The following is an 18536-nucleotide window of genomic DNA, read 5'->3' as shown; positions in this document are numbered from 1 at the left end:
GCCACATCCTGCGTGGCTGCCCGGTCCTGCGGACTTGTCAGCAAGTTACTGCCGGGTAACATTGACGCATGCACCTGCTTCTGCGCACCCTCCTGATGCTGTTCACGTCCGCCCGCCGCTCCGCGCTGACCATCTGGGATACCTCGTCCCTGCCGCTGCGCGTCCTGCCCACCGACATCGACATCGCCATGCACGTCAACAACGGCATGTACTTTTCCCTGATGGACCTGGGCCGGTTCGACCTGATGGTCCGCAGCGGGGTGTGGAAGTTGATGCGCCGGCACGGCTGGAGCCCGGTGGCGGCGGGGGAGACCATCGCCTTCCGGAAGTCGCTGCAGCTGTGGCAGCACTACACCATCGAGACAAAGATCATCGGCCTGGATGCCAAGGCCATCTACTTTGAGCAGCGCATGGTGTCCGACGGCGAGATATACGCGCGTGCCTACATCGCCACCCGCCTAGTCAGCAAGGGCAGGCCGGTGAGCCAGGAGGAGATCCTGCGCGAGTTCGGGCAGCCTCCGGTGGACATGGTGCTGCCCGAATGGATCCACGAGTGGCGCGAGACCAACGCCCTGCCCGGCAGCCGGACGCCGGCGCCTCATCTTTGGGACAACCTCACCCGGGAAACCAAGGCCTGACCGTCGGTCACCCGGAAGGCTACGTGCCGACGTCGCGCCTGTCCACCGCGAACGCGGCCACGGCCACCAGAGCTGCCGAAATTCCCCAGAGCCACCCGGCCGCAGCCCAGTCCGCGCCGTTGGCCACCGGTGAATTCCCGTAAGCCCAGTGGTACGGGCTCAGGTTCAGCAGCCACTCCACGTTCTCGCTCTGCCGGCCGACGGCGTTGAAGACATAGCCAAGAACGCCGACGGCCGCTCCGGCGGCCAGTCCGTACGTCCGCCGGCCGGACACGGCCCCGGCGCATAGCGCGGCCGTTCCGCTCAGCAATGCCAGCCCGGCAAACAGCACTGCTGCGCCGAAGAGGTTCTCGGGCCGGATGGCCAGCTGCGCCGAATCATTGAGCAGCCGGACCAGCATTAAGACCAGGGCCGCGAGCAGCACCACGCGCAGGAACAGGGAAAGTGCGCGCTCCAACACCACCTGCACGCGGGTCACCCCGTGGGCGAGGGTCAGCTCCAGCTGGCCGGATTCCTCGTCGCCGCCCACCGCGGCCGCACCCCACCCCACGGAAGCGATGGTCATCAGCAGGAAGCCGATCAGCCCGAACAGCGTGGCCTGGGTATACCCGGGACCGGTGGCGATCTGGTCGTAGTTCAGCGCCTTGGTCATCTCGGCCGGGAGGGCATCGATCATGTCCTGCATCTGCGCGCTCCCGCCGATGGACGGGTACAGCGGCAGGTAGAGGAACGTGGCGGCGGCCAGGCCGGCGGCCCACGCCACCGTGGAGCGCCAGGAATCAAAGAAGGCCCGGCGGAACAGCGGCAGGGTGGTGCTCATCGCGCGGCCTCCCGCTGGTCCGTGTCTGCGGGACTTGAATACATCTTCAGCACAGCCTCCTCAAGATCCGGTTCCTCCAGCACCAGGTCCGTAAGCTCCAGGGCGCCAAGGGCCCTGACCAGCGGCTGGATGGCCCCCTCCACGGTGGCCGAAAGGGTGATGCTGCCGTCGGAATCCAGCACCTCTACGTGCCCGACGCCGGGCACCCCATCCAGCAGCGCGCCGGCGTCGTGCGCTGTTATTCCGTTCGCGGTGAACCGGACCCGGCGCACCGCACCTTCCCGAAGCCCGCTCACGGACTCGACGGCGATGATCCGGCCATCCCGGAGAATCGCTACTGTGTCGGCCGTCTGCTGGACCTCGCTGAGGACATGGGAGCTGAGGAAGATGGTCTGGCCCTTGTGCTGCGCCTCGCGGACCATCGCATGGAATTCCTGCTGGACCAGCGGATCCAGGCCACTGGTGGGCTCATCGAGGACCAGGAGCTCGGGATCGTGCATAAACGCCTGGAGCAGGCCGAGCTTCTGCTTGTTGCCTTTGGACAGTTTGCGCGTGTGGCGGTCCAGGTCCAGCCCAAGCCGTTCGGCGAGGCCATCGATCCTGCCCGGGGCCACCGGACCGCTGATGGCCTGGTAGTGGGCCAGGAGTGTCCGGCCCGTGACACGGCCCTCGAGGAACAGCTCGCCCGGAAGGTAACCGATCCGCCTGCGGAGCTCCGGGCCTCCAGCCCGCGGATCCTTGCCCAGGACGCGGACCTCCCCGGAGGTGGGGCGGATGATGTCCAGGAGGCAGCGCATGGTGGTGGTCTTGCCTGCGCCGTTGGGGCCGATCACGCCGAACACGGAGCCCACCTCAACGCTGAAATCCACCCCGTGGAGCGCCCAGCGCGGGCCGAATTTCTTGGTGAGGGACCGGGCGGAGATAGCCTGGGCCATGAACCCTCCTGTGTGCGGCAGTCAGCGGCTGATGACCCCAAGGGTAGGCCGCGCAATGCCCGGTGTACACGGTCCGGCGCCGGATATTCCCGATGACGCGGGGAGCGAACAGGAGGCGCCGGGCCGGGACATCCGCCTGCGCCTCGCGTACCGTTGAACCATGGCTACCCTTGATATCACCGGCGAACAGTTCGCATCGACCATCGAAGGCAACGACATTGTGCTCGTTGACTTCTGGGCCGAATGGTGTGGGCCCTGCAAGCAGTTTGGGCCCACGTATTCAGCCGTTTCCGAGAAGCACCCGGACGTCGCCTTCACCAAGGTGGACACCGAGGCCCAGCAGCAGCTCGCCGCCGAGGCCGGCATCACGTCCATCCCCACCCTGATGGCCTTCCGCGAAAAGGTGCTGGTCTTCTCCCAGCCGGGTGCGTTGAACGCCCAGCAGCTGGAGCAGGTCATCGACGCAGTCAAGGCGCTGGACATGGAAGAAGTGCATGCCCATGTGGCGCGCTCGCAGGCAGAAGCCGCAGCGGCTGCGGGCAGCAACCCGGCTACCGCCGGAAAGACGTCAGGCCCCCAGGACGGTACTCAAATCCCGGACGCCTGATCCTTCCCTAAACTCCGAAGCGGGGCCTCTCAGAGAGAGGCCCCGCTTCGCTTTAACCGCTTTTTGACTGTGGGTTACAGGCGTTCCAGCTGAACGGGCTCGGCCAGCAGCGCGCTCAGGGATTCGTTCAGGTCCTGGACGGCCGTGCCCTTGGAGTGCTTGTCGAGATCCTCCTCGGACGCCCACTGCTCCGTCAGGACCAGCTTCTCCTCCGTGGCTTCCGTCAGTTCAAAGCGGATGCAGCCGGGCTCGTTCACCACCTCGTCGATCGCGATTTCCAGGGCGAGTTTTACACGGAAAAACTCGCCTTCGTTGGGGGTGAACGTTGCCTGCAGGTCGATGGGTGCACTCATGGATTTCACAATACCGGGCCGATGCAGGCAGTCCGTCCTGTTTACACCGGACACCCCACTGTTGCGCTTCTCTTGTGCTTTCTTTGTTGAAGGCCAGTTGGTAGCGTGCCATCATGCGCGCATACACAGCCGGGGACACTGACGTCCCGCTGCTCGAGGAAACCATCGGCCAGAACTTTGAGCGGGTGGTGGCCATGTTCCCCTTCCACGACGCGCTGATTGAGGCCGCAGCGGTTCCGGGCGCCGACGCCCGCCGCTGGAGCTACACCAAGATGAACGACGACGTCGACCGCCTGGCCCGTGCGCTCCTCGCCCTGGGCGTCGCCAAGGGCGACCGGGTGGGCATCTGGAGCCCCAACTGCGCCGAATGGACCCTCCTGCAGTACGCCTCTGCCAAGGCCGGCGCCATCCTGGTGAACGTGAATCCGGCGTACCGCAGCCACGAGCTTGAGTTCGTGGTGGAACAGAACGGCATGCGCGTGCTGGTGGCGGCACCGTCGGACCGGAACAGCGACTATGTGGGCATGGCCCGCCAGGCGCTCGCCGAATGCCCGGACCTCCGCGAACTCGTTTTCCTGCCGGATTCCGGCGTGGACGGGCTCGACGCCGGCGTCCCCCGAAACGACGCAGAGCTGACGTACGCCGAGCTGCTCAAGCGGGCTGACGACGTCGGGCATTCAGGCCTGAAGGCGCGGATGGCAGAGCTGGACCCGCACGATCCCATCAACCTGCAGTACACCTCCGGAACCACCGGATTCCCCAAGGGTGCCACCCTGACCCACCACAACATCCTGAACAACGGGTACTCGATCGGGGAGCTGCTGGGCTATACGGAGCATGACCGGGTGGTGATTCCGGTGCCGTTCTACCACTGCTTCGGAATGGTGATCGGCAACCTGAACGCGCTCAGCCGCGGTGCAGCCACCATCATCCCTGGCCGCGGCTTCACCCCGGCCGCCGCTTTGGAGGCCGTGCAGGACTTCGGCGGGACGTCACTCTACGGCGTGCCCACCATGTTCATCGCCGAGCTCGCCCTGCCGGACTTCGCCTCCTACGACCTGTCCACGCTCCGGACCGGGGTCATGGCGGGCTCGCCCTGCCCCATCGAGGTGATGCACCGGGTTATTTCGGAGATGAACATGAAGGATGTGGCCATCTGCTACGGCATGACGGAAACGTCCCCGGTGTCCACCATGACGCGCAGGGGGGACACGATGGAGCAGCGCACCGGGACAGTGGGCCGCACCATGCCGCGGCTGGAAAGCCAGATCGTCGGTCCCGCCTCCGGCGAGGTTCTGGAGCGCGGGCAGATCGGCGAGCTGTGCACCCGCGGCTACGCCGTGATGTCGGGCTACTGGGACCAGCCGGACAAGACCGGCGAAGCGATTGACCCTGACGGCTGGATGCACACCGGCGACCTTGCCCGGATGGATGAGAGCGGCTACGTGGTGATCGAAGGCCGGATCAAGGACATGGTGATCCGCGGCGGCGAGAACATCTACCCGCGCGAGATCGAGGAGTTCCTGTACACCCACCCTGCCATCCAGGACGTCCAGGTGATCGGTGTACCGGACGCCAAATACGGTGAGGAACTGATGGCCTGCCTTATCCTCAAGCCCGGCGCGGAGCCGCTGGACACGGCCGCCGTCGCCGACTTCTGCCGCGGGCGCCTGGCCCACTACAAGATCCCGCGCTACGTGGACATCCGCGAAAGCTTCCCGATGACCGTGTCCGGGAAGATCCGCAAAGTGGAGATGCGCGAAGAGGCGGTGGCGCGCCTGGGACTCTGACCCACCTCTAATTGCAACGCGGGGTCACTTACGGCCTATGTTTGCGTCCCGGAAGGGCCGTAAGTGACCCCGCGTTGGAGTGGATGAAACTGGGCCTGTGGATAACTCAGTATCCTCTCAACGGTGCGGACAGAATGGTGCACATGGTCCGCATCACGCCCTTGCCGCAGACGCTCAACACCCAGCCGTTCACCATCTATGAGTCCCGGATGCTGGGGGTCGCGCCCAAGCGCCTTCGCGCCAGGGACGTGCTCGACGGCGGACGGCTGATCTACCTGCCTGCCGGCCGTGAGTTTGTCCTTGCCGAACGGTCCCGGGTCCTTGCCGCGGCAACGCCCGGAGCCTGGGTTTCCCATGAGAGCGCCGCAATACTGACCGGGCTCGGCCTGCCGCCGTGGCTGGGTAAGGAGGAAACGATCCACCTCAGCAAACCCCACGGACTTCCTCGGGTCCGCCGTACCGGAGTGGCCGGCCATCGCGTGCATGCGCTGCCCGGCGAGGTCATGGAAATCGACGGAATCCCAGTCTCCGTCCCGCCCCGGACCTGGCTTGATCTGGCGCATCACTTACCGCTGGCATACGTGATCGCCATGGGAGACCAGCTGATCCGCATGCCTCGGCCCGGTCTTGAAGGAAGGACCGAACCATACGCCTTCAAGGAAGGACTGCGATTGCTCATCCGGCAGCATCCAAACATGAAGGGTGTGGAGAAGGCCCGGCTTGCCCTGGACGAGATGAGAGTCGGCGCGGACTCGTTTCCGGAGACATTCCTACGCCTGGCCATGCTGGACGCCCGACTTCCTGAGCCGGAATTGCAGCTCCGCCTGGATCCGGATGACCCCTGGTCGCCGTCCGCGGACCTGGGGTATCGGCGCTTCAGGACCGCATTGCAGTACGACGGCGCCCCTCATCTCACGCGCGATCAGCAGTCGCGGGACAATCGCCGTGACGAAGCCTTCACCAGCGCCGGGTGGTCCTACTTCAAGGCCAACGCGGATGACCTTGCCGAAGGATTCACCGGCCTCATCGCCAGGATCAAGAAGGCCAAACTCCGCTCCCTCTAGTCCAACGCGGGGTCACTTAGCGCCCATGTTGGCGTCCCGCATGGGCGCTAAGTGACCCCGCGTCGCTCCGGCGCTCAGTGCCGGCGGTGGTCCTGGATGGTCATCCGCGGCCCGAACGTCGGTTTGCGGAAGCCGCTCAGCCCGATCATCCGGACAACTCGCTGCCGGTGCCCGGTCCACGGCTCAAGCAGGGCCAGCATGCCCGCGTCATCCGTACGGTGGCCGGTGAGCGCGGCGCCCACATAGGCGGCGAGGTGGTAGTCGCCCACCGCGATGGAATCCGGACAGCCGTGGGTACGCTGCACCACTTCGGCCGCGGTCCACACGCCGATACCGGGAATCACCTGCAGCTTTGCTGCCGCCTCCGCAGCAGGCAGGGCCGCCAGCCGTTCAAGGGCGACGGCGGATCGCAGGGCCCGCATGACGGTCGCCGAACGCTGGGGTCCCACCCCAGCCTGGTGCCATTCCCAGGAGGGGATGCGCAGCCACTGCTCCGGGGTGGGCTGGAGGCGGAGCCCTTCCGGCGCGGCGTGTCCGGCCGCCGGAGCGGGTGAGCCGAAGCGGTACATCAGATACCGGTAGCCGCAGCGGGCCTCAATGACGGTGACCTTCTGCTCGAGGATAGTGGGAACGAGGCAATCAACCACCCGCCCGGTGGACGGCAGCCGGACAGCCAGGTTCCGGCGTCGGGCGTCACGGACCATCCGGGGGAGCGTGGCATGGAAGGCGGGTTCGTCAAACGCCGACCAGTCGTCCTCCGCGCCCAGGAGCCGGGGTACGCCGGCGAGTCCGGCGGCGGAACCTGGACCCCATGCTTGGGCATCAACAGCCCCATCCGCAGCAACAGTGAGGCGCAGCGTGACAGGGCCATCGGGCGTCGTAAAGGCAGTCCACAGCCCGTCCGGCTGGAACGAAAACGATGGATCCCCGGTGCCCCGCAGGAGCGTGCCCAGGGTCTGGTTCAGGCTGTACGGGCCGTCCGGATGCCACCGCAGGGACGCATCCGCGGCGGCGGCCAGCCGGGCGGGTGCGTCAGCAATGGTCATGTATTCATCGTCCCACGGTGGGCTGACAACGTAGCTTCCGGAGCCCCTTACAGAGCGAAGATGGCAGGACTAGACTCCATCGTGTGGCGCGGGGCGTCCGCGCCTTCCCCTCGCATTCAAAGGAGCAGGCAGTGGCTGGAGTTGTGCATTTCGAGATCCCCACGGAAAACAAAGAACGCGCCAACACGTTCTACCAAACCGCGTTTAATTGGAACCTGGTCCCCATGCAGGGGATGGACTACACCAGCGCCATCACCACGCCGTCGGACGAAAAAACGGGAATGCCCAGCGCGCCCGGGGCCATCAACGGGGCCCTGTTCCCGCGCACGGACAACCTCAAGACCCCCATCATCACCATCGACGTGGAGGACGTGGACGCCGCACTGGGGCAGATCGAATCCGCCGGCGGCTCGGTGGCCCAGGCCAAGGCCGCCGTTCCCGGCATGGGCTACTTCGCCTACTTCACGGACACCGAAGGCAACATCATGGGCCTCTGGCAGACGGATTCCTCGGCAGGGAGCTGAGCCCCGGGAAGGACCTGTGGCGGCAGGCGGTAACTTTGTACCTATGAAGTACGCGCAGTCCGTCCTGGACCTCATCGGAAACACGCCGCTCATCAAGCTCAACCACGTGACGGAAGGCCTCAAAGCCACTGTCCTGGTCAAGCTGGAATACATCAATCCAGGCGGCTCCATCAAAGACCGCATCGCGGTGAAAATGATCGAAGAGGGCGAACGGACCGGCAAGCTCCTGCCCGGCGGAACCATCGTTGAGCCGACGTCGGGCAACACCGGCGTGGGTCTGGCGCTCGTGGCCCAGCAAAAGGGCTACAAATGCATCTTTGTGGTGCCGGACAAGGTGGGCGAGGACAAGCGCGCCGTGCTTCAGGCTTATGGCGCCGAAGTAGTGGTCACGCCCACGTCCGTGGCCCCGGACAGCCCGCAGAGCTACTACAGCGTCTCGGACCGCCTGGTCACGGAAATTCCGGGCGCCTACAAGCCTGACCAGTTCTCCAACCCGGCCGCCCCCGGCAGCCATTACGAGACCACAGGGCCGGAAATCTGGCAGGACACGGACGGCCTGGTGACGCACTGTGTGATCGGCGCCGGCACCGGCGGCACCATCACCGGCACCGGCCGTTTCCTCAAGGAGATCTCGGCCCACCGTCCGGAGGCCGACGGCGGCCGGGTCAGGATCATCGGGGCGGACCCCGAAGGTTCGGTCTACTCCGGCGGCACCGGGCGCCCGTACTTCGTCGAGGGCGTGGGCGAGGACATGTGGCCGGCCAACTACGACAAATCCGTTCCGGACGACGTCATCGCCGTCACCGACGCCGATTCCTTCGCCATGACCCGGCGGCTGGCCCGCGAGGAAGGGCTTCTGGTGGGCGGCTCGTCCGGCATGGCGGTGGTGGCTGCGCTGCAGACCGCCCGCGACCTCCCCGAAAGCGCCGTGGTGGTGGTCATCCTCCCGGACTCCGGCCGCGGCTACCTGGCCAAGATCTTCAACGACCAGTGGATGCGTTCCTACGGCTTCCTCTCCGGCGGCGAAGAAGCGTCCGTGGGCGAGGTCATTAAGACCAAGAACGGCGAGCTGCCGGACCTGGTCCACATCCACCCCAACGAGACCGTCCGCGACGTCATCAACATCATGAACGAGTACGGTGTCAGCCACATCCCGGTCCTCTCGCAGGAACCGCCCGTGGTGATGGGCGAGGTCCTCGGCGCCGTGGATGAGCGCACCCTGACCTCCAAGCTGTTCCGCGGCGAGGCCAAGCTGACGGACAAGATCTCCGAGCACATGGGGCCCCGCCTGCCGGTCATCGGCTCGCTGGAAACCATCTCCGCAGCCCGCGAGCTGCTTTCCGACGTGGACACCGTGATGGTGACGTTCGTCGGCGCCCCCGTGGGAATCCTCACCCGCCACGACCTCCTCGCCTACCTCAGCAACTAACCCTCGGTGGTTGAGCTTGTCGAAACCAGGATCTCGACAGGCTCGATCACCGCATGAAAGGACCTTCAATGTCTGCAGAAAACCAGGGTTTCAACACGCGCGCCGTCCACGCCGGCCAGGCCTTCGAACCCCGCACCGGCGCTGTGGTTCCGCCCGTGCACTTCAGCTCCACCTACGCCCAGGACGGCATCGGCGGGCTCCGCGACGGTTACGAATACGGCCGCGGCACCAACCCCACCCGTGACGCCCTGCAGGAGCAGCTCGCGGCCCTCGAAGGCGGAACCCACGCCTACTCCTTCAGTTCCGGCCTCGCGGCGGAGGACTCCCTGATCCGGGCGCTGGCCCGGCCGGGCGACCACATCGTGCTCGGCAACGACGCCTACGGCGGCACGTACCGGCTCATCAGCCGTGTGCTCGGCGACTGGGGGATCGGCAACACCCCCGTGGACATGGCGGACCTGGACGCGGTGCGCAAAGCTGTGGCCACGAACAAGACCCGCTTCGTCTGGGTGGAGACCCCTTCCAACCCGCTGATGAAGATCACCGATATTGAGGCGCTCGCCGCGGTAGCGCACGACGCCGGGGCCCTCCTCGTCGTGGACAACACCTTCGCGTCGCCCTACCTGCAGAACCCGCTCGCCTTGGGTGCCGACGTCGTGGTCCATTCCACCACCAAGTACATCGGCGGACACTCCGATGTGGTGGGCGGCGCCGTTGTGGTCAACGACGCGGAACTCGCGGAGAAGATCGGCTTTGTACAGTTCGCCGTGGGTGCGGTGTCCGGCCCCATGGACGCGTTCCTCACCACCCGCGGCCTGAAGACGCTCGGCGTGCGCATGGACCGGCACAGCGACAACGGCCAGGCCGTGGCCGAATGGCTGCTCGAGCGCCCCGAGGTGGAGGCCGTCCTGTACCCGGGCCTGCCGTCCCACCCCGGCCATGAGCTGGCTAAGAAACAGATGAAGAAGTTCGGCGGCATGGTGTCCGTCCAGTTCAAGGGCGGCGAGGCGGCGGCCCGCACGGTCGCGGAAAACACGTCGGTGTTCACCTTGGCTGAGTCCTTGGGCGGCATCGAATCGCTGATGAACTACCCCTCGGAGATGACCCACGCATCGGTCAAGGGCACGGAACTGGCTGTTCCCGTGAACCTGATCCGGCTCTCGTGCGGCATCGAAGACGTGGAAGACCTCATCGCCGACCTGGAGCGGGCCTTCACGTTCCTCAAGTAGCACCGCTCAGTAGCACCGCGCTTTCCAACCACGGGCACCCTGGCTTTCTTCAAGAAAGTTAGCTAGGGTGCCTTTATGGTACTCCGCTCCGACTGGTCCCAGCGCAACTGCAGCATGGCACGCGGTCTCGACATTTTGGGTGACCCCTGGAGCATTCTGGTGCTCCGCGAGGTCTTTTTCGGCAACGGGCGCTTCGACGCCATGAAGTCCCGGCTCGCCGTCGCGGACTCGGTGCTCACCAGGCGCCTGGCGGGTCTCGTGGAGTCGGGTCTGCTCGAGAAGAAGGCGTACGACGACGGCGGGCGCGTCCGCCAGGAGTACGTCCTGACCCCGAAGGGCGAGGATGCCCTCCCTGTCCTGAACGCCGTGGTCATGTGGGCGGAAAAGCACCTCCCGGCGCCCTCGGACCAAGCCCACATGTTCGTGATCCATTCCGGCTGCGGCCAGCGGACCAGCTCCGCGGACACGTGCACCGGCTGCGGGGAGCGGCTGACGGCCGCGAACACGAGCTGGCACAGCCTCACCCGGACGGACGCGCCTGTGCAACTGGCCACCGCCGCATGAGCACCACCGAAACAACCCGCCGCCCGCGCCTGCACCCCGCCTGGACCGTCGCGGCCGTCGCCTTCCTGGCCCTTGTGGGAGCCGCCGGATTCCGTGCTGCACCCGGTGTGCTGATGGTGCCCCTGCAGCAGGAGTTCGGCTGGTCCACCACCGTTCTGTCCGCAGCTGTCAGCATCAACCTGGTGCTGTTTGGCCTGACCGCTCCCTTCGCCGCGGCCCTGATGGAACGGTTCGGGATCCGGGCCGTCACCGCCACCGCCCTGGTGATGATCGGCACCGGCAGCGCGCTCACGGTGCTGGTCAACCAGTCCTGGCAGATCCTCCTGACCTGGGGACTGTTGATTGGGCTGGGCACAGGCTCCATGGCGCTCGTCTTCGCCGCCACCATCGCCAACACCTGGTTCTCCAAGAGCCGGGGCCTGGTGATCGGCATCCTGACCGCCGGCAGCGCCGCGGGCCAGCTGGTGTTCCTGCCGTTCATCGCCATGCTGGCCCAGGACCCCGGCTGGCGGCAGGCATCGCTGCTGATCGCCGCCGGCGCACTGGCGGTGGTTCCGCTGGTGCTGAAGTTCCTCAAGAACTCACCGGCCGACGTCGGCGCCTTGCCTTACGGTGAAACGGCACCTGAGGAGGGGCTGGCTCCGTCCGCTGCTGCGGCAGCGGACACCGTGGACACCGGCCTTGCCCCGGACAGCGGGCGGAGCAGCAACGCCGCAGTGCGTGCCCTCCAGGTGCTCAAGCGTGCCAGCAAGGTGCGGACGTTCTGGGCGCTGGTGGCGGGATTTGCCATCTGCGGGGCCACAACGAACGGGCTGATCGGCACCCATTTCATCCCCTCCGCCCACGACCACGGCATGCCCGAAACCACCGCGGCCGGCCTGCTCGCCGTCGTCGGGATCTTTGACATCCTGGGCACCATCGCCTCGGGCTGGCTGACCGACCGCTACAACCCCAAAATCCTGCTGGCCGTCTATTACCAGTTCCGGGGGATCGGCCTGCTGGTGCTGCCGCTGCTCCTGAGCGCCACCGTCCAGCCGAGCATGATCGTTTTTGTGGTGATCTACGGCCTGGACTGGGTGGCTACGGTGCCGCCCACCGCGGCAATCTGCCGGAAAGCGTTCGGCGCGGACGGCAGCGTGGTGTTCGGCTGGGTGTTCGCGGCCCACCAGCTCGGCGCGGCAGCCGCTGCCCTCGGCGCCGGTGCCATCCGGGACGCCACCGGCCAGTACACCTAAGCCTGGTTTGGTGCGGCCGCCATGTGCACCATTGCCGCCGTGATCAGCGCGACCATCCGGAAGGGCAAGCCGGCCAGGGAACCCGTACCGGCAGGGGTTGCGTAGCCGCCCGGAACGCGACGAGATGGCACTTCGCGGCAGTCCCGGCGCCGGACATTGCCACGAAATGCCATCTCGGTGGCTACCCAGCCGTCCCGATGCGCAGCGTCAGCGTGCGGGCCTCCGGACGAAGGGCGAAGTCCGGCCAGACGTCCGGGCCGCAGGCCCGTGAACCCAAACCATGCTGGGCGGCGTCCAGGTAGAGGTAGCTGTGCTCACTCCGAGGCAACTCGTGGGGATGGGCCGCGGCGCTGACCTCCTGTGCGGTGTGACGGGCCAAGGTGAAACCGGGCCGGCGCCCGCGGGCATCCGCCACGGTGTCGATCTGCAGCCAGGGTGCGCCCGCGTTGTTCAGCTTGAGTGAACGCACGGCACTGCGGTGCCCGCTCTCCTGGGGCTTCGCGTATGTCACTGTGAGGTCGTCGATTGCTGCCGAATACCGCCCGATCAGTGCCGCGTGCATGCTGTCCGGATACGATTCCCGGGGGCCAGCGCCAAACCAGGAGGCGCCGTCCACGGAGCCGGGCAGATCGAACCTGACCCCGATGCGCGGCCAGATCATGTCCCAACCGCTACTGGGAACGATGTCCAGGCGCAGCCACAGCTCCCCATCCGCGAGCTGCCACTGTTCTTCGACTGTCACAGAGTCGGCGCTGTCGGCCGGCGCATACCGTGTCCGGACCACCACGGTTTCGGCGTTCGCCGAGATCATTTCCACGCGGGCAGTCAGGCGGTCCAGGCCTGCTTGACGCCAGACCGAGGCCGACGGCGGGGCTGGAACACCGATTCCGTTATTCAGCCAAGGTTCGTCGAGATCGTAACTGCCGTGGCCCGCTCCGCCGTCGTTGTCCGTCGGTGCGCGCCAGAGCTCCAGACGGGGACCGGCTACGGACAAGCCGCCAAGCGACAGAAGGCGGCCGTCTTCAAAAACCGCGGGTCCGAGGTTCACCGTTCCGGCCCCCGAGGAGCCGGCCCCCGAGGAGCCGGCCCTGCCGGCGGAAGCGATGGGGCGCGGCGCTTGAACTGACGGCGCAGGCGCCGAGAGATCCAGCTGGGCGGCTGAAATCATGTGCCCGGCCGGAGCCCAGTCGGTGTCTTTGCGGAGAACGGCTTCAACGGTGAGCCAGTGCTCGCCGTTACCTGAGCCGGCAAACTCCGGCAGCTCCAGCTGCGCCGATTCGCCTGCGGCCAGGGCATTGCCGGACGCGTCGGCGACCGCCAGCTCGCCCGAGTCACTGCGGACGCCGTCCACTTCGGTCCGCCACTTTAGTACGACGTCGGACGCGTCCGCCGAGTGCCGCAGGTTGGCGACCGTAACGAATGGCTTGGCGCCGGCGTGGTGGCCTGCGCCGGCCGGAACGTCGGTGCTGAAGCCCAAACGGATCGGCGCCACGATCTGCTTGTATTCGAAAAGTCCCGGACTCGGTGTCGAATCGGAGAGGACCATTCCGTCCATCACGAAGTTGCCGTCGTGGATGACCTCGTTGAAATCGCCGCCATAGGCGAAAAATTCGATTCCGTCCTCCGTGCGTGTGCGGATGCCGTGATCCCGCCATTCCCAGACGAAACCTCCGTGCAGCCGTGGGTAGCGGTCAACGAGGTCCTCATATTGGTCGATGGCGCCGGGGCCGTTGCCCATCGCGTGAACGTACTCGCACAGGATGAAGGGCTTGGTCCGTTGGCGGGCCGACTCGGCGGCGGAGCAGCCGAGCAGCAGCGAGCCGGAGTCGTCGCGACCGATCGACTCGGTCTCGGGCACGGAGGAGTACATCCGCGAATAGACGTCCGTGTAGGCGCCGCTGTAGTCGCCCTCATAGTGCACGGGTCGTCCGGTGTCACGGGCGTGGGCCCACGCTGCCATGGCTGCGAGGTTGGCGCCCGTGCCGGCCTCGTTACCGAGCGACCACATGATGATGGAGGGGTGGTTCTTGTCGCGCTCGACTGTGCGCTCGATGCGGTCCACGAAGGCTTCGCGCCAGGCTGGATCGTCACTGGGATTTCCGGCCCACTGCTGCGCGACGAACCCGTGCGTTTCGAGGTCGCACTCAAGGACCACCCAGAAACCCAGTTCATCGGCCAGGTCCAGAAGCCGCGGATGCGGGGGATAATGGCTGGTGCGGATCGCATTGACGTTGAACTGCTTCATGACGGCCAGATCGGCGCGGGCAAATTCTTCGTCGAAGACGCGGCCCCGGTCGGGATGGGTCTCATGCCGGTTCATGCCGTGGAACACCACACGGCGGCCGTTCACCAGAAAGCGATCCCCCACGATTTCCACCGTGCGGAACCCCAGCCGGAGTGAGACAATCTCGGCGGCGCTGGCCACCGTCGCGTCATACAGCCGCGGGAGCTCAGCAGACCAGGGCGCCACAGCGTCGACCACGACCGGTGCAACGTCCGCCGCAGAGTTCCACGTGACGTCGACACCCAGCTCCGGAACGGAGAGCGTCACCGGAAAGGCGTCACCGTTTGCCGTGATTTCGGGGTCAATCGTGCCGGCGCCGGAATCACCGGAGCCGCTGAACGAGGTGCGCAGCCAGACGTCGTCGATGCCGCCCGCCGGCCGTGCCTGGAGCGTCACGTCGCGGAAGATGCCAGGAAGCCACCACTGGTCCTGGTCTTCGAGGTAGCTCGACGCCGACCATTGGTGCACGCGCACGGCCAGCACGTTCGATCCCGGACGCACCGCGTCCGTTACGTCGAACTCCTGAGCCAGCCGGCTCCCGACGCCGACGCCGATCGGAACCCCGTTGATCCATACCTTGTAGCGCGATTCGACGCCGTCGAACCGCAGCAGGATCCGCTCGGCTTCGGTCCATGACTCCGGCAGTTCGAAGGCGCGCCGGTAGTCGCCGGTGGGATTCTCATCGGGGACGTTGGGTGCATCGGTGGGGAAGGGAAAGCGCACGTTCGTGTAGATCGGCCGCCCGTAGCGCCCGTCGCCTTCGAGCACCCAGTGGGCAGGGACGGCGATCTCGTCCCATGACGAGTCATCGAAGGCCTCCTCGGCGATGCCCTCCACAGCCTCGCCGGCGGGCAGGACGCCGCGGCCCCCGGGGGTTCCGGGTGCACCAGGAAGGAGCCGGAAGCGCCAATTGCCGTTGAATGACTGGGTGGGAGCGTTGCTGTGCAGCCAGGATCGGGCGGCTGTCCGCCTGCCCGATCCCGGTCCGCGGTCGATGATGTAGGAGGCATCGGCGGTGTGCCCGGATGCTGTGGGCTGGGTCATTACTTGACTGCTCCTTCTGTGAGTCCGCCGCGCCAGAAGCGCTGCAGAACGACCATGGCGATGCTGAGCGGGATGATCGACAGCAGTACGCCGCCGGTTGTCAGTTCGTAGAATTCGGGCAGGCGGTCAACCTGGCTCAGCCAGGTGTTCAGCCCGAGCGTAATCGGATACAGCCGGGAATCGGACAGCATCACGATGACAGGCACTTGCACAATGCCGAACAGAAGCATCCGCCCGATCGAGGCGAGGAAGCTGACGTCGGCCAGCGCCTGCGCGTAGTTGCTGAACCACGCGAATTCGCTTTTCACTCCGGTCTCACCGAAGAGTCCGCTCCTGGTCACCTTGGTGAAGCTCGTGAGGACCGCGACGAAAATCGGGAGGACAAACGTGAGGATGAACAGTACGAGGAACGGCGTGAGCAGCAGCCAAGGCGCACGGGATGGCGCATCATTTCTGGTTCCGCGGATCTTGGTCCGCGCCGGAAAGTCCGCGGCTGGACGTTGGCCGGCTCGATGCTGCCCGGCTGGACGCGGCCCGGCTCGGGCGGGGCGGGACGTCGTCGTCATGCCGTTCCCTTTCGAAGGCTGAGGCCCTTGTTCTTGAAAACGGCCATGATCTGTTGTTCCGCCGCGGCGACGGAATCGACCAGGCTCGTCCCGGACGCCTTCTTCCGGAAGCCGTCGCTGAGGATATTGAATGACTGCTGGGTGACCGGCCACACCACGACCAGTCCTTGTTTTGCTGCTGCGTTGCGCAGCCAGTGAGGAGCCTCATCGCTGCAGTGCCGAGGCCAGCGCCCAAGAGTTGTCTCCGCGTGCATCGGGCCATATTGCCTTCACCTCATTGTGTCGGTTCACGTGCCGGCAAATGTGAGCTCCAGCACGTATGGAATCGGATAAAAGAAAGGCTAACACAAAATTCGAGTAGTCACTCGAGTTTTGATTTATCGCACAAATCCGCCTGTACACTGGCTTGCCATGACCACAAACGACGTGAGCCGGCCGCCCCGGCGGGGACCATATGCGAAGTCAACGGAACGCCGCCACGCGATCCTTGTTGCCGCGCACGCCGTGTTTGCGGCCCACGGGTACCGCGGGGGCTCCCTGCAGGATGTGGCCGACCGCGTCGGAATGAGCCAGACGAGCCTCCTGCATTACTTCCCGTCGAAAAGCGATCTGCTGCTTGCCGTGCTCAATTGGCGCGACTCGATTACCGGAGATGGCACCACACCTCCCGATCCGGAGGAAACGCTCGTTGACGCCGTGATCCGCCAGGCGCGCTTCAACGAAGAGATCCCAGGCGTCATTGAGTTGTACACCGTGCTGTGCGCGGAATCTGTCACGGACGGCCATCCGGGGCGCGAATTCTTCACCGAACGATTTGACCGGCTGCGGCGGAGCTACGCCCGACGGTTTACGCAGCTCGCGGAGGAAGGGCGGCTGCGCCACGGCGTGGAACCGGAATCCGCCGCTGCATCATTGATTGCCCTGTGGGACGGCATCCAGACACAGTGGCTGCTGTCGCCCGAGAGCGTCGACATGGCGGGTTGCCTGCGTGGCTACCTTGAGCTGGTCATCCTGCCCGAATAGCCACACGTATGGGCCCGCGTCGTTCTCTGCGCCGCGGGATGCATCCGCCGGCTTTCATCGACATGGCACTTCGCGGCAGTCGCGGGGCCGGACATTGCCACGAAATGTCATCTCGGCGGCGAGGGGATGGGGAGCGGCGGGTAGTCAGGCAGGCCGGGCTGACGAGCGGACTACCGGAACGCGCCGAGGCCCGTGATGTGCTGACCCAGCACCAGCATGTGGACCTCATCCGTGCCCTCATAGGTGCGGACTGACTCCAGGTTGGCAGCGTGCCGGAGCGGCGAATAGTCCAGCGTGATGCCGTTGCCGCCCAGGATGGAACGGGCTTCCCGGGCGATCTTGATGGCCTCGCGCACGTTGTTCAGCTTGCCCAGCGAGATCTGCTCGGGCCGCAGTTTGTGCTCGTCTTTGAGGCGCCCCAGGTAGAAGGCCAGCATGGTGCCCTTCTGGATCTCCAGCAGCATGTTCACCAGCTTTTCCTGCGTCAGCTGGTACCCGGCCAGCGGCTTGCCGAACTGCAGCCGGTCCTGGGAATAGGCCAGGGCGGCTTCGTAGGAATCACGCGCGGCGCCCATGGCACCCCAGACGATCCCGTAGCGGGCCTCGTTCAGGCACGTAAACGGCCCGCGCAGGCCCAGCGCAGCCGGCAGCATGGCCTCCGGTCCCAGCCGGACGCCGTCGAACACTACATCGCACTGGATGGAAGCGCGCATGGATAGTTTCTGTGCGATGGGCGTGGCGGTCACGCCCGGCGTTCCGGCCGGCACCAGGAAGCCGCGGACGCCGTCGTCGGTTTTTGCCCACACCACCATCACCCCGGCCACGGAGGCCAGCCCGATCCAGCGCTTGGCACCGTCAAGCACCCAGCCGGCGTTGTCCCCGGTACCGTCCCTGCGGGCGAAAGTGGTCATTGAAGACGGGTCGGAGCCCGCCGTGGGTTCGGTCAGGGCGAAGCAGCCGATGACCTCGCCGGCGGCCATCCGGGGGAGCCACTCCTGCTTCTGGTCCTCGGAACCCCATTTGTGGATGGCCGTCATGGCCAGGGACCCCTGCACCGAGACGAAAGTCCGGATCCCGGAATCGCCGGCCTCGAGTTCCATGGCGGCCAGGCCGTATTCGACGGCGGTGCGGCCGGGGCAGCCGTACCCTTCCAGGTGCATCCCCAGGACGCCCAGCTCGCCGAGTTCGGGAGCGAGCTCCAGCGGAAAGACGGCGTCGTCATACCAGCGGGCGATGTTTGGTTTGATCCGCTGGTCGGTGAAGTCGCGGATACGCTGACGAAGCGCGCGTTCTTCAGCGCTCAGCAGCGCATTGAGGGCCAGGATGTCGGAGGGGTCCGGTGTAGGGGGCACGTCGGCAGTGACTTCAGCGTCGCTCATCTGAGT

The 18536-nt window shown here is 66.1% G+C and carries 16 protein-coding genes and 2 pseudogenes; 10 read left to right on the top strand and 8 right to left on the bottom strand.

Annotated elements, in window-relative coordinates:
- Positions 1-68: 68 nt before the first annotated feature.
- The gene (locus ACQCSW_RS15970) at positions 69-638 is read left to right on the top strand and encodes an acyl-CoA thioesterase (RefSeq protein WP_426987397.1); all 570 of its coding nucleotides are present in this window, start codon (positions 69-71) and stop codon (positions 636-638) included.
- A 19-nt stretch (positions 639-657) separates the two neighbouring features.
- Here ACQCSW_RS15970 and ACQCSW_RS15965 read toward each other — a convergent pair whose 3' ends face one another.
- Both ACQCSW_RS15965 and ACQCSW_RS15960 read right to left on the bottom strand, forming a co-directional pair.
- Positions 658-1458: an ABC transporter permease subunit gene (locus ACQCSW_RS15965; protein WP_426987395.1), complete on the bottom strand. Its 801-nt coding sequence runs from the start codon at positions 1456-1458 to the stop codon at positions 658-660.
- Positions 1455-2393, bottom strand: a complete 939-nt coding sequence (locus ACQCSW_RS15960) for an ABC transporter ATP-binding protein (protein WP_426987393.1) — start codon at positions 2391-2393, stop codon at positions 1455-1457. Before ACQCSW_RS15960 ends, ACQCSW_RS15965 begins: the two co-directional genes overlap by 4 nt.
- A gap of 160 nt (positions 2394-2553) precedes the next feature.
- On the opposite strand from ACQCSW_RS15960, the gene trxA reads away from it, so the two are divergent.
- Positions 2554-3000 carry a thioredoxin gene (gene trxA / locus ACQCSW_RS15955; RefSeq protein WP_426987391.1) on the top strand — a complete coding sequence of 149 codons (447 nt, stop codon included), beginning with the start codon at positions 2554-2556 and terminating at the stop codon, positions 2998-3000.
- A gap of 74 nt (positions 3001-3074) precedes the next feature.
- Here the strand turns inward: trxA and ACQCSW_RS15950 are convergent, their stop codons facing one another.
- Positions 3075-3353, bottom strand: coding sequence for a putative quinol monooxygenase (locus tag ACQCSW_RS15950; RefSeq protein WP_426987390.1), 279 nt, complete (start codon positions 3351-3353; stop codon positions 3075-3077).
- A 113-nt stretch (positions 3354-3466) separates the two neighbouring features.
- Between ACQCSW_RS15950 and ACQCSW_RS15945 the strand changes: the two genes are divergently transcribed.
- Positions 3467-5143: an AMP-binding protein gene (locus tag ACQCSW_RS15945; RefSeq protein ID WP_426987388.1), complete on the top strand. Its 1677-nt coding sequence runs from the start codon at positions 3467-3469 to the stop codon at positions 5141-5143.
- A 143-nt stretch (positions 5144-5286) separates the two neighbouring features.
- Positions 5287-6207 carry a hypothetical protein gene (locus ACQCSW_RS15940; protein WP_426987386.1) on the top strand — a complete coding sequence of 307 codons (921 nt, stop codon included), beginning with the start codon at positions 5287-5289 and terminating at the stop codon, positions 6205-6207.
- A 74-nt stretch (positions 6208-6281) separates the two neighbouring features.
- On the opposite strand, the gene ACQCSW_RS15935 is transcribed toward ACQCSW_RS15940, so the two are convergent.
- Entirely contained in the window at positions 6282-7253 is a 972-nt protein-coding gene (locus ACQCSW_RS15935; RefSeq protein ID WP_426987384.1) for a DNA-3-methyladenine glycosylase family protein, read from the bottom strand.
- 131 nt (positions 7254-7384) lie between these two features.
- Between ACQCSW_RS15935 and ACQCSW_RS15930 the strand changes: the two genes are divergently transcribed.
- From ACQCSW_RS15930 to ACQCSW_RS15910, 5 genes and pseudogenes are all read left to right on the top strand, one after another.
- Positions 7385-7777, top strand: a complete 393-nt coding sequence (locus ACQCSW_RS15930) for a VOC family protein (RefSeq protein ID WP_426987382.1) — start codon at positions 7385-7387, stop codon at positions 7775-7777.
- A 43-nt stretch (positions 7778-7820) separates the two neighbouring features.
- A complete protein-coding gene (locus ACQCSW_RS15925) occupies positions 7821-9206 on the top strand; it encodes a cystathionine beta-synthase (RefSeq protein WP_426987380.1) in 1386 nt (461 codons plus the stop codon).
- A 68-nt stretch (positions 9207-9274) separates the two neighbouring features.
- Entirely contained in the window at positions 9275-10435 is a 1161-nt protein-coding gene (locus ACQCSW_RS15920; RefSeq protein ID WP_426987378.1) for a cystathionine gamma-synthase, read from the top strand.
- 75 nt (positions 10436-10510) lie between these two features.
- The gene (locus ACQCSW_RS15915) at positions 10511-10999 is read left to right on the top strand and encodes a winged helix-turn-helix transcriptional regulator (RefSeq protein WP_426987376.1); all 489 of its coding nucleotides are present in this window, start codon (positions 10511-10513) and stop codon (positions 10997-10999) included.
- Positions 10996-12339 (top strand): annotated as a pseudogene (locus ACQCSW_RS15910) (MFS transporter). The gene ACQCSW_RS15915 and the pseudogene ACQCSW_RS15910 overlap by 4 nt, the downstream one beginning before the upstream one ends.
- 76 nt (positions 12340-12415) lie before the next feature.
- Here ACQCSW_RS15910 and ACQCSW_RS15905 read toward each other — a convergent pair.
- From ACQCSW_RS15905 to ACQCSW_RS15895, 3 genes and pseudogenes are all read right to left on the bottom strand, one after another.
- A complete protein-coding gene (locus ACQCSW_RS15905) occupies positions 12416-15562 on the bottom strand; it encodes a glycoside hydrolase family 2 TIM barrel-domain containing protein (RefSeq protein WP_426987374.1) in 3147 nt (1048 codons plus the stop codon).
- Positions 15562-15759: pseudogene (locus tag ACQCSW_RS15900) on the bottom strand (carbohydrate ABC transporter permease); the annotation flags it as partial. The gene ACQCSW_RS15905 and the pseudogene ACQCSW_RS15900, both read right to left, overlap by 1 nt.
- 365 nt (positions 15760-16124) lie before the next feature.
- On the bottom strand, positions 16125-16382 hold the full coding sequence (locus ACQCSW_RS15895) for a hypothetical protein (protein WP_426987372.1): 258 nt from the start codon (positions 16380-16382) through the stop codon (positions 16125-16127).
- 157 nt (positions 16383-16539) lie between these two features.
- Between ACQCSW_RS15895 and ACQCSW_RS15890 the strand changes: the two genes are divergently transcribed.
- Positions 16540-17151, top strand: a complete 612-nt coding sequence (locus ACQCSW_RS15890; RefSeq protein WP_426987370.1) for a TetR/AcrR family transcriptional regulator — start codon at positions 16540-16542, stop codon at positions 17149-17151.
- 170 nt (positions 17152-17321) lie between these two features.
- Here the strand turns inward: ACQCSW_RS15890 and ACQCSW_RS15885 are convergent, their stop codons facing one another.
- Complete coding sequence (locus ACQCSW_RS15885; RefSeq protein ID WP_426987368.1) at positions 17322-18530, bottom strand: acyl-CoA dehydrogenase family protein; 1209 nt, start codon at positions 18528-18530, stop codon at positions 17322-17324.
- Positions 18531-18536 lie beyond the last annotated feature (6 nt).

The organism is Pseudarthrobacter sp. Y6, assembly GCF_050156205.1.
Taxonomy (GTDB): Bacteria; Actinomycetota; Actinomycetes; order Actinomycetales; family Micrococcaceae; genus Arthrobacter.
The sequence above is the reverse complement of the archived record's forward strand: the minus strand, read 5'-3'. Positions and strand labels throughout refer to the sequence as shown.

Excerpts from the sequence above, each read along its gene's own strand:
- ACQCSW_RS15915 (WP_426987376.1), top strand. The coding sequence starts at position 10,511 with ATGGTACTCCGCTCCGACTGGTCCCAGCGCAACTGCAGCATGGCACGC.
- ACQCSW_RS15970 (WP_426987397.1), top strand. The coding sequence starts at position 69 with ATGCACCTGCTTCTGCGCACCCTCCTGATGCTGTTCACGTCCGCCCGC.
- ACQCSW_RS15905 (WP_426987374.1), bottom strand. The coding sequence starts at position 15,562 with ATGACCCAGCCCACAGCATCCGGGCACACCGCCGATGCCTCCTACATC.
- ACQCSW_RS15945 (WP_426987388.1), top strand. The coding sequence starts at position 3,467 with ATGCGCGCATACACAGCCGGGGACACTGACGTCCCGCTGCTCGAGGAA.
- trxA (WP_426987391.1), top strand. The coding sequence starts at position 2,554 with ATGGCTACCCTTGATATCACCGGCGAACAGTTCGCATCGACCATCGAA.
- ACQCSW_RS15960 (WP_426987393.1), bottom strand. The coding sequence starts at position 2,393 with ATGGCCCAGGCTATCTCCGCCCGGTCCCTCACCAAGAAATTCGGCCCG.
- ACQCSW_RS15920 (WP_426987378.1), top strand. The coding sequence starts at position 9,275 with ATGTCTGCAGAAAACCAGGGTTTCAACACGCGCGCCGTCCACGCCGGC.
- ACQCSW_RS15895 (WP_426987372.1), bottom strand. The coding sequence starts at position 16,382 with ATGCACGCGGAGACAACTCTTGGGCGCTGGCCTCGGCACTGCAGCGAT.
- ACQCSW_RS15940 (WP_426987386.1), top strand. The coding sequence starts at position 5,287 with ATGGTCCGCATCACGCCCTTGCCGCAGACGCTCAACACCCAGCCGTTC.
- ACQCSW_RS15890 (WP_426987370.1), top strand. The coding sequence starts at position 16,540 with ATGACCACAAACGACGTGAGCCGGCCGCCCCGGCGGGGACCATATGCG.
- ACQCSW_RS15925 (WP_426987380.1), top strand. The coding sequence starts at position 7,821 with ATGAAGTACGCGCAGTCCGTCCTGGACCTCATCGGAAACACGCCGCTC.
- ACQCSW_RS15935 (WP_426987384.1), bottom strand. The coding sequence starts at position 7,253 with ATGACCATTGCTGACGCACCCGCCCGGCTGGCCGCCGCCGCGGATGCG.
- ACQCSW_RS15965 (WP_426987395.1), bottom strand. The coding sequence starts at position 1,458 with ATGAGCACCACCCTGCCGCTGTTCCGCCGGGCCTTCTTTGATTCCTGG.
- ACQCSW_RS15950 (WP_426987390.1), bottom strand. The coding sequence starts at position 3,353 with ATGAGTGCACCCATCGACCTGCAGGCAACGTTCACCCCCAACGAAGGC.
- ACQCSW_RS15885 (WP_426987368.1), bottom strand. The coding sequence starts at position 18,530 with ATGAGCGACGCTGAAGTCACTGCCGACGTGCCCCCTACACCGGACCCC.